We start from the raw sequence: 9,669 nt of genomic DNA, 5'->3' as shown, positions 1-9,669 counted from the left end.
CCCGAGCAGCGGACCGGCCAGCTCGGCGTCCGGGGTCGGCAGCTGCAGCGGGAGCTGCACCCGCAGCGCCCAGCGCGCCGAGGCCGCCGCCGGGGCCGTCGCCCGGGCCCCGGTGGCCAGCTCCACCGTCACCCGACCGTCCGTCAGGACCTCCAGGGCGAGCGGGACCTCACCCTTCGGCGTGTGCACGGCGCCGGCCCAGGCGCCGGCCGGCAGCGCGAGCGGCTCGGCCGGCTCGGCGAAGTTCGCCAGGTAGTCGGCCGGCCGACTGCCGGGGACGAGCTCGGTCATCAGCCGGTCCAGCACCGCGTCCCGGGCCGTCTTGGCGGTGCTGTTGCAGAGCACCGCGAGGGAGACCCCGCGCTCGGGCACGGTGAGCATCATCGCCGCGGTGCCGCCCCCGCCGCCGCCGTGCCCGAGCACCCGCGGGCCCGGGCCGGTGGAGACCTGCCAGCCCAGGCCGTAGCCCATCGCCGCGTCGATCGGCAGCGGGTCGAGCATGGCCGCGGCGGTCTCCGGGCGCAGCAGCGAGCGGTAGCCCTCGGCGAAGCGGAGCACGTCGGTGGCGGTGGCCCAGGCGTCCGAGGCGCCGGGGTGGGGGGTGCTGCAGCGCGGGTAGGCCCGGCCGTCCACGGTGTACCGCTCGGCGGTCGGCGCGTGCCCGGCGTAGTCCGCGCCGACGTGCGTGTCCACCATGCCGAGCGGCTCGAACACCTCGCTGCGCAGGTACCCGGCGAGCGGACGGCCGGTGGCCTGCTCCAGCAGCCGCCCGAGCAGGTAGTAGCCGAGGTTGGCGTACTCCCACCCGGTGCCGGGCGGGCGCAGCGGCACCAGGTAGTCCGCCGGGTCGACCGGCGAGTCGCCGGGACCGTAGTGGAAGGCGTAGAAGGCGCCGAAGCCGCCGCGGTGGCCGAGCAGCTGACGGACCGTCGGGGCCGGGTCGCCGTACCGGCCGGGCACCGGTGCGTCCAGGTCGAGCAGCCCGCGGTCGGCGGCCAGGCAGACGGCCGTGGCGGTGAAGGTCTTGGTGACCGACCCGAGCTTGTAGACGGTCTCCGGAGTGGCCGCCCGCCGGTGCGCGGTGTCGGCCAGGCCGAACGCCGCGCGGCGCACCGGTCCGCCGCCCTCGACCAGCGCGACGGAGACTGACGGACAGTCATGCGCCGCCAGCGCCTCGGTGCAGAAATCCGCCAGTGAGCCCGGCACGTGCCCTCCCCGGTCGTGTTCGACGTCCCGGGGCGGACTCTACTGGTGGGCGGACGAACCGTTCGCGGGCACCCCCGGCGGAACTACGCTGGAACCGGAAGGTGAGGACCATGACCATCCCGTTCCCGTCCGATCCCGACGCGTCGCCGACCCGGCCGCTGCCGCCCGAGCCGCTGCCGCCCGAGCCCGGACCGGTGCCCCCGCGCCCGCCGGTGCCGCCGCCCGATCCCGAGGGCCCGGAGCCGGACTCGCCCGAGCCGCCGTTCCCGCCGGGCCTGGCCTGACGGGGCCGCGCGGCCCCGACCGCCCCGGCCCGACACCGGTGCCGGGCCGCCCACGGCGCTCGTGGGCGGCCCGGTTACCATCGGTCGGTGTCCCGACTGGAGCCGGTCCTGCGCCCGCTGCGGTCGCTGCCCGCCCCCGTCCGGTGGTCGGCCGCGCCCGTGGTGCTGCTGGCCTGCACCGGTGCGGTGCTGCTGAGCGGCGGGACCTACCGGCCGCCGACCACCGCGCCGCACCCCGACGCCAAGGCCGCCGCGCTCTGCGCCCCCTTCATGAAGGCGCTGCCGGACACCCTGCTCGGCGCCCCGCGCACCGACCCGTCCGAGGACGTCGCCGTCTACGCCACGAAGCCGCGCACGGTGCTGCGCTGCGGGGTGCCGCGGCCCGCGTCGCTGGACCGGCACCAGCAGGACCTCGGGCCGAACATCAACGGCGTGCAGTGGTACGCGGAGGACGACGGCCACGGCGGCCACCGGTTCACGCTGACCCAGCGCCCGAACGTCTACGTCGAGGTGGCGGCGCCGGCCGGGGCGACCCGCTACCCGGCGGACGCGCTGGCGGTGGTCTCGCCGACGGTGCTGGCCACCCTCCCCGACCTCAGCGGGGACCTGAACGCCCCGCCGGACCAGTAGCGACCGGTCGGCTCAGCTCAGCGGCCCGGTGACCGGCAGGACCACCTGGCACGGGATCGGGCGCGGGTGGGCGGGGTCGAGCGCGTTGAGCACGTCGGTCAGCGCGATCGGGTCGTAGGCCAGCTCCAGGTGGTCGGCCTGGTCCAGCACGCACTGGTCCTGCACGGTGAGGTTGGTGACGTTGGGCGCGGCCGGCAGGAAGGCGTTGGTGTACGGGGTCACCACCTCGTCGTCGCGGGTCGCGATCACCGTGTACCGCACGCCGGCCCAGGTCTCGCCGCCGGCGTTCAGCGCGGTGATGAACGGGCCGCCGACCTCCTGCTCCACGCAGGCCTGGCAGCCCGCGGCGGCCAGGAAGCTGTTGGCCGGCTCCAGCAGGGAGAGCCGGCGGCCGAACTCGGTCAGGCCGTCCAGCGTGGTGCCGTTGTTGCTCGGACCCAGGCCGATCAGCTGGTCCACCTCGGCGGCGCCGCCCAGGTACTTCAGGTAGTAGCGCGGCATCATGCCGCCCTGCGAGTGGCCGACCAGGTCGACCTTGGCGGCCCCGGTGGCGGCCCGCACCTGGTGCACGAAGGCGGCCAGCTTCGCCGCCCCGTCCTCGATCGGACCGGTCCCCTGGACCCAGCCGCCCGGCGCGCCGCCGTAGTCGAACGAGTAGACGCAGTACCCGTTGTCCGCCAGCAGCGGGGCGGCGCCGCGCCAGTTGTCGTTCCGGTTCTCGAACGTCCCGTGCACCAGGACCACCGGCTCGGGGTGCGCGGCGCCGGGCCGGCAGCTCGGGTCGTCGGCGCCGGGCGCGCCCTGGTCGGGGGTGGTGAACCCGGCCAGGAAGCCGCGGGCGAAGTGGTCCTCCACCGGCAGTCCGGCCGCCGCGGCGGGCTGCACCACGCCCGCCAGCAGTCCGGCGACGGCGGCCGCGGTGGCCGCGAGCAGTCCGGCGGACCTGGTTCGCACGCTGAGTCTCATGTCCCGTACCGTCCCTTGTCCTCGAATTCCGATACCGGTCGTAGCGCAATTGGGTGGTATTTCCGGCGACCGGTGGACGGCGATGCTAGGAGCGGCTCCGGAAGACGGTCAACGCACGACCGATCGTGGACCGAGAACCCGTCAACCGCATGCCAGGAATGCCGCCGCGAGCCCGGCGATTCCTGTCACCGGGGCGAGCGGAAGACCCATTCCGCGGCCATTGCGCAGGCCTGGGACACGTGTCTCAGTGCACTGCGGCGCAGGTGTTGACGCGGCAGTAACATCCGCTCATACTCACGTTCGGGCCACCGATACCGCTGTCCCGGCTGCGACTCGCATGGGGGGAAAGCGCATGGCGGCCGCACCCTGGAACGCGCTGCCGCGCAATCTCGCGGGCGAGCTGCGGGGCGAGAACCGCGCCATCGCCGCCGAGATCATCCGGGAGATTCGCGGGCAGGTCCCGGAATTCGCCCGCCCATTGGCGGGAAAGTTCGGCGCCGGAATCCAGCAGGGTGTGGAGACGGCGTTGGAGGAATTCGTCGACCTGGTGTCGGGCGTCGAGGCCGGCGGGCCGGAACGGCTCCGGGTGTACCGCGCGCTGGGCCGCGGCGAGCTGGCCGAGGGGCGCAGCCTGGACGCGCTGCAGGCCGCCTACCGGCTCGGCGCCCGGGTGGCCTGGCGGCGCTACGCCCGGGTGGCCCGGCGGGCCGGACTGGGCACCGAGGTCGTGGTGGCGCTGGCCGAGGCGGTCTTCGCGCACATCGACGAGATGGCGGCCGCCTCGGTGCAGGGCTACGCGGAGCACCAGGCCGACCGGGCCGGCGCGCTGGGGCGGCAGCGGCTGCTGCTGCTGCACCTGCTGGTCGGCGGGGCCGAGCCGGCCACCGTGGCCCAGGCCGCCGAGTTGGCGGGCTGGCCGCTGCCGGATCGGCTGGCCTGCGTCGCGCTGGGGTCCTCGCGGGCCGGACCGGCCCCGGGGCGGCCGCAGCGCGAGCGGCTGCCGGCCGGGGTGCTGGCCGAACTGGAGGGCGCCGAGCCGTTCCTGCTGGTGCCGGAACCCGCGCTGACACTGCGGGAGGAGGCGGTGCGGCAGGTGCTCGCCGACCGGGGCGCGGTGATCGGGCCGACCGTCACCGCCGGGCAGGCCGCCGACTCGCTGCGCTGGGCGCGCGCCGTGCGGGCCCGGCTGGGCGAGGCGGGCGCGCTGGCCGCGGCGCCGGTGGACTGCGACGACCGCCTGGCCGAACTGCTGCTGCTCGGCGACGCGGCGCTGGTGCGGCTGGTGACGACCCGTCGGCTGGCGCCGCTGGACGGGCTGACGGCCAAGCAGGGCGCCCGGCTCGCGGACACCCTGCTCGCCTTCCTGCAGTCCGGGCGCGGCACCGCCCCCGAGGTGGCGGCCCGGCTCGGCGTCCACCCGCAGACCGCGCGCCAGCGGCTGCACCAGGTGCACCGGCTGTTCGGCCCGGCGCTCGTCGATCCGGACGCCCGGTTCGAACTGGAGGTGGCGCTGCGGGCGCGGGCGCTGCGCCCCGGCGGCCCGCCCGGTCGCTGACCGGGCGGGCCTGGATCCGGTGACGGCCCGTCAGGAGCCCGGGTTCACCGTCGGGAAGAGCTGTGCGAAGGTGTCGAAGGCCGTGGCGATGTCCGCCTCCGCCCAGAACCGGTGGTAGGTGAACACCGGTGCCGCCCCGCCGTTCAGGTAGCTCTGCACCTTGGACCACTGCGGGTCGCTGGTGTACCAGGGGCGGATGGACAGGAAGGTGTTGCTGGACGAGCTGAGCTTGGTGCCGTCGGGGTAGCTGCCGGTCCAGCCCGGCGGGATGTACAGGCCCTGGTGGGTGCTGGGGTCGTAGGCCTGGGTGAACCGGCTGTAGTCGGTCCGGGTCTCCGGGGCGGAGTAGCCGAGCGAGTCGGCGTACTTGCCGTGGATGATGTCCAGGATGTTCTGGGCGAACTTCTGCGAGGTGCTGTCCCCGGCCTTCGCGGCGTAGTAGGACAGCGTCTTGGCCAGCGAGCCGGCCACGCCGAGGTCGGTGGAGCCGCCGGCCGCGGTCACGTGCAGGCCCGCGTTGGCGCCCGGGCTGCTCGCGTTCCAGGTGTCCGGGGCGCCGGTCCAGGTCAGCGTGTCCGGGGTGGTCAGGGTGCCGGTGGTCGGGTCCGCCTTGGAGACCGACATCGCCCACGGGATCCACTTGCTCAGCACCGACTTGGCCCGTGCGTCACCGGTCGCGTAGTAGTACTCCGCGACCCGCTCCATCGACCAGGTCTGGAAGCCGAACCACTGGTTGCTGGCCGGGTCGTGGTACTCCGGCTCCCAGTCGTAGTAGAGGCCGTAGAAGGTCGGGTCGCCGGCCGGCGGGGCCGCGTCGTCGCCGTAGTTGCCGCCCCAGCTGTTGGTGGCGCCGCCGGAGATGCCGCCCTCGGAGGACTGCAGCCACTGGTAGAACTGCAGCTGCTTGTCCAGGCTGCCGGCCCAGTCGGTGGCGGCGGTCGGCGACTTGGGCTCCAGCCCGGTGTCGGTGGACAGCGCCCAGGCGGCCATCGGGTTCTGGTAGCCCTGGTGCGCGGTGGAGCCGGAGATCCGCCAGGACCAGGCCCCGCCGGTGTCGCCGCCCCAGGCGAAGTACCACGTCAGCAGGCCGAGTTGCTCATTGGCCTTGCTGGTGCCGGCCGGGCAGGCCTTGGAGCCGAGGCAGTTGCCGGCCTGCTTGAAGTACTTGTCGTAGAGCGCGTACCGCAGGAAGTCGCCGAGCTTGGCGGCCTTGGCCACGGTGCCGCTGATCGTGCTGCTCTTGTTCTGCGCCTTGGCGAAGGTCTCGGCCCAGTACGCGACCTGCACCAGTCGGGCGTCCGCGTCCGGCGCGTCGGTGTACTTGTACTGCTTGGCGTAGGAGCCGCCGCCGTCGTTGAACAGGCTCAGGAAGCCGGAGCCGGACTCGCCGTACTTCAGCGTGTCGCAGTCCGGCTGCGGCACCGTCTCCCAGACCGACTCCTGCGGGCCGCGCTGGTAGGAGTTGATCAGGCTGGGCTTGGTGCTGCCGTCCTCGCACTTGCCGAAGCCGTACTTGTTGTCGGTGTCCATGATCCAGGCCGGCGCGTACATGTCCGGGCTGCCGTAGGTGCTGTTCAGCTCGCTCGCCAGCGGGTCCGAGCCGACCGGCACGCTGGAGTCCAACTTGACCGGGTACTGGTCGGGTTGGGCCTTCTCCGGGCCGTAGGTGGCGGGCTTGGACGGGTTGTAGGTGCTCTGCCCGGGCTGGTCCGCGTGCCCGGGGATCATGTAGGTCTCCAGGTTGGTCCAGGCGTTGTTGAACCCGGTCCAGTCCCCGGTCACCCGGCCGTAGTCGGCCTCCAGCCAGAGCCAGTAGCTGTAGGTCTCCGAGGTGGTCTCGTGGCCGTAGTCCGGCGCCTCCACGATCAGCGTCTCGACCGAGTGGTACGGGATGCCGAGCGGGCTGAAGTACCCGTTCGCGGGGTTCTTCATCTTGCTGTAGAGGTCCAGGAAGTACTGGTCGTAGCCCGAGCTCTTGGCCGCCTCGGTCACCGTGACGGCGGCCGAGCCGTAGCCGGTGGCGGCCGCCGTGAAGGTGGCGGTGCCGCCGGCCTGGCTGGCGTCCGTGCCGGCCGCGACGGTCACGGTCTGCGCGGTGTTCCAGTTGGCCGGGGTGAAGGTCAGGCCGGCCCCGGAGCTCACCGACAGGTCGGTGTCGGTCCCCGAACGGGTCACCGCCACGGTCACGTTGGCGGTCGGCGCCTGGGACAGGGTGACCGTGAAGGTGCCGGTGGAGCCCTGCTGCACCGCCAGCGTGCTCGGGTTGATCAGCACGCTCGGGCCGGCCACCTTGATCGCCACCGGCGCGGAGGTGGTGGTGGCACCGAGGTTGTCGGTGGCGACCGCGGTCAGCGAGTAGTCGCCGGCCGGCACGTTGGCCCAGTTCAGCTTGTAGGGCGCGGTGCTGGCGGTGCCGATCAGGGTGTTGTTGCCGGCGCCGGTGCTGGCGTAGAAGTCCACCTTGGCCACCGAGCCGTCGGCGTCCGCCGCGGTGGCCGCCAGGCTCACCGTGGAGCCGGGCGTGTAGGTCTGGCCCGCCGTCGGAGCGGTGAGCGAGACCGTGGGCGCCTGGTTCGGGCCGGTGCAGTTGGTGCCGTTGACCGCGAAGGCGGTGGGGGCGGTGTTGCTGCCGCTGTAGCTGAAGTTGGCGCTGGTGGTGTAGCTGGCGCCGGGGTTGATGGTGGTGGCGTAGCCGGGGTTGGTGACGGTGACGGTCTTGCCGGACTGCGTCCAGTTGCCGTTCCAGCCGTTGGTGAGGGTCTGGTTGCCGCCGTAGGCGTAGCTGAGGGTCCAGCCGTTGATGGCGGTGCTGCCGGTGTCGCTGATCGCGAGGTTCGCGGTGAAGCCGCTGCCCCAGTCATTGGTGCTGTAGGCGACCGTGCAGGAGACCGAACCGGCCGCCAGGGCAGGGGTGGTGAGGGCTGCGCTGGTACCGGCCAGGGCCATCGCGCTGACCGCGGCCAGCATCGAGACGGGAGCGCGGGAGCGCAGGGCATTGCGTCGCATGCGCGACCTCCGAAGGGTGGGGGTGGAGGGAGCGGGTTCGCGGTGCGTCCACCGGTTGGGCGCGGTGGTGCTCGCGGTCCTGCTCGCCGCAGAGTGCCGCGCCCGGTGCGCCCCGGGAACCCCGCCCCCGGGGTCCGGGGTTCCCGCCCGGGGCGGATCAGCGCGCCGACCTGCCCGGACGGGCGCTGCGGGCCGCGGTGCGCCGCCGGTAAGTTACAGAGTCACTTCGTGGGAGCGCGCCCACTTTTGAGCAATCATCACTGCGCCCACTCTTGACGACCCATCGCAGGCCTGGCTTGATGTCTCTCGGCACCGGCGCGACCGCCCTTGCCGCGAAGTGGAAGCGCTCCCACGACTTCCCCGCTCCTCGGCAAGGCGTCACCCGGGCCCACCCCCACCCCCACCCGAAGGGACCCGACCGTGCTCCACCGCCTCCCCAGGCCCCTGCGGAGACTGCGCGCAGCGGCCGTCGCGACCGCTCTCGGCGCCGCCGCCCTCGTCCCCGTGGTCGCCGTCGTGCCCAGCGCGCAGGCCGCCACCGTCCACGTCGCCAACCCGTACGTGGGCGCCACCCCGTTCCTCAACCCGGACTACGTCGCCGAGGTGAACGCCCAGGCGGCGCTCGACGGCGCGAACGGCACCGCCGAGTCCAAGGTGGCCGCCAACCAGACCGCGATCTGGATGGACCGCATCGGCGCGATCACCGGCGACTCCACCCACCGCGGTCTGCAGGCCCAGCTCGACGCCGCCGAGACCCAGGCCGCCTCCAGCAGCCTGCCGGTGCTCTTCGAGGTCGTCATCTACGACCTGCCCGGCCGGGACTGCGCCGCGCTCGCCTCGAACGGCGAGATCCCCGCCACCGCGGCCGGATTGACCCAGTACGAGTCGCAGTACATCGACCCGATCGCGACCCTGCTCGGCAACAGCAAGTACAGCAACCTGCGGATCTCGGCGATCATCGAGCCGGACTCGCTGCCCAACGCGGTGACCAACCAGAGCAAGCCCGCCTGCGCCACCGCGACCCCGTACTACGAGAGCGGTGTGGCGTACGCGCTGAACAAGCTGCACGCGATCCCGAACGTCTACAACTACCTGGACATCGGCCACTCCGGCTGGCTCGGCTGGTCGAGCAACATGGGCCCGGCCGCCCAGGAGTTCGCCAAGGTCGCCAAGTCGACCACGGCCGGCGTCGCGAGCGTGGACGGCTTCATCAGCAACACCGCCAACACCACCCCCACCGAAGAGCCGTTCCTGACCAACTCCACGATGCAGGTGGGCGGTCAGCCGCTGGACTCGGCCAACTTCTACCAGTGGAACCCGTACTTCGACGAGCACAGCTACGACGAGGCGATGCACGCCTCCGTGGTGAGCGCCGGCTTCCCGAGCACCGTCGGCATGCTGATCGACACCTCGCGCAACGGCTGGGGCGGGTCCGCCCGCCCGACCGCGCTCAACTCCACCCCGACCACGGTCAACGCCTACGTGGCCGCGAACAAGGTGGACCAGCGCCCGTTCCGCGGCGACTGGTGCAACGTCAACGGCGCCGGCATCGGCTACCGTCCGCAGGCCCAGCCGTACGGCAGCACCGACCCGGTGATCGCCTTCGTCTGGATCAAGCCCCCGGGCGAGTCCGACGGTGACTACCCGACCGCCGGCCACACCCACGGCGACCCGCACTGCGACCCGGCCGGCACCCAGACCGACGGCAACGGCGGCACCTACCCGACCGACGCCATCCCCGGCTACGACGTGCCCGCCGGCCAGTGGTTCGCCGCCCAGTTCCAGCAGCTGGTGCAGAACGCCTACCCGGCGCTGGGCACCACCACCGGTGGCGACACCACCCCGCCGAGCACCCCGGCCGGCCTGACCGTCAGCGGCACCACCGCCAGCTCGGTCTCGCTCTCCTGGACCGCCGCCACCGACAACGTCGGCGTCACCGGTTACAACGTCTACCGCAACGGCACCAAGGTCGGCACCACCGCCACCACCGGCTACACCGACACCGGCCTGACCGCCGCCACC

At 73.2% G+C, this 9,669-nt stretch carries 7 protein-coding genes; 4 read left to right on the top strand and 3 right to left on the bottom strand.

The window, feature by feature from the left end; genetic code table 11:
- On the bottom strand, positions 1–1,206 hold a 1,206-nt coding region (locus ACFW1A_RS31355), incomplete at its 3' end, for a serine hydrolase domain-containing protein (RefSeq protein ID WP_380414791.1).
- A gap of 110 nt (positions 1,207–1,316) precedes the next feature.
- On the opposite strand from ACFW1A_RS31355, the gene ACFW1A_RS31350 reads away from it, so the two are divergent.
- Both ACFW1A_RS31350 and ACFW1A_RS31345 read left to right on the top strand, forming a co-directional pair.
- A complete protein-coding gene (locus ACFW1A_RS31350; RefSeq protein WP_380414789.1) occupies positions 1,317–1,490 on the top strand; it encodes a hypothetical protein in 174 nt (57 codons plus the stop codon).
- A gap of 87 nt (positions 1,491–1,577) precedes the next feature.
- Positions 1,578–2,120: a DUF3515 family protein gene (locus tag ACFW1A_RS31345; RefSeq protein WP_380414787.1), complete on the top strand. Its 543-nt coding sequence runs from the start codon at positions 1,578–1,580 to the stop codon at positions 2,118–2,120.
- 12 nt (positions 2,121–2,132) lie between these two features.
- Here ACFW1A_RS31345 and ACFW1A_RS31340 read toward each other — a convergent pair whose 3' ends face one another.
- Entirely contained in the window at positions 2,133–3,074 is a 942-nt protein-coding gene (locus tag ACFW1A_RS31340; protein ID WP_380414785.1) for an esterase/lipase family protein, read from the bottom strand.
- A 364-nt stretch (positions 3,075–3,438) separates the two neighbouring features.
- Between ACFW1A_RS31340 and ACFW1A_RS31335 the strand changes: the two genes are divergently transcribed.
- Positions 3,439–4,641, top strand: coding sequence for a helix-turn-helix domain-containing protein (locus tag ACFW1A_RS31335; protein WP_380414783.1), 1,203 nt, complete (start codon positions 3,439–3,441; stop codon positions 4,639–4,641).
- 30 nt (positions 4,642–4,671) lie between these two features.
- Here the strand turns inward: ACFW1A_RS31335 and ACFW1A_RS31330 are convergent, their stop codons facing one another.
- Positions 4,672–7,647 carry a glycoside hydrolase family 48 protein gene (locus ACFW1A_RS31330; protein ID WP_380414781.1) on the bottom strand — a complete coding sequence of 992 codons (2,976 nt, stop codon included), beginning with the start codon at positions 7,645–7,647 and terminating at the stop codon, positions 4,672–4,674.
- Positions 7,648–8,163: 516 nt separating this feature from the next.
- On the opposite strand from ACFW1A_RS31330, the gene ACFW1A_RS31325 reads away from it, so the two are divergent.
- A partial coding sequence (locus ACFW1A_RS31325) for a glycoside hydrolase family 6 protein (RefSeq protein WP_380414779.1) occupies positions 8,164–9,669 on the top strand: 1,506 nt, incomplete at its 3' end.

Origin of the sequence: Kitasatospora sp. NPDC058965 (genome assembly GCF_042741245.1) — a bacterium.
Classification (GTDB): Bacteria; Actinomycetota; Actinomycetes; order Streptomycetales; family Streptomycetaceae; genus Kitasatospora.
The sequence above is the reverse complement of the archived record's forward strand: the minus strand, read 5'-3'. Positions and strand labels throughout refer to the sequence as shown.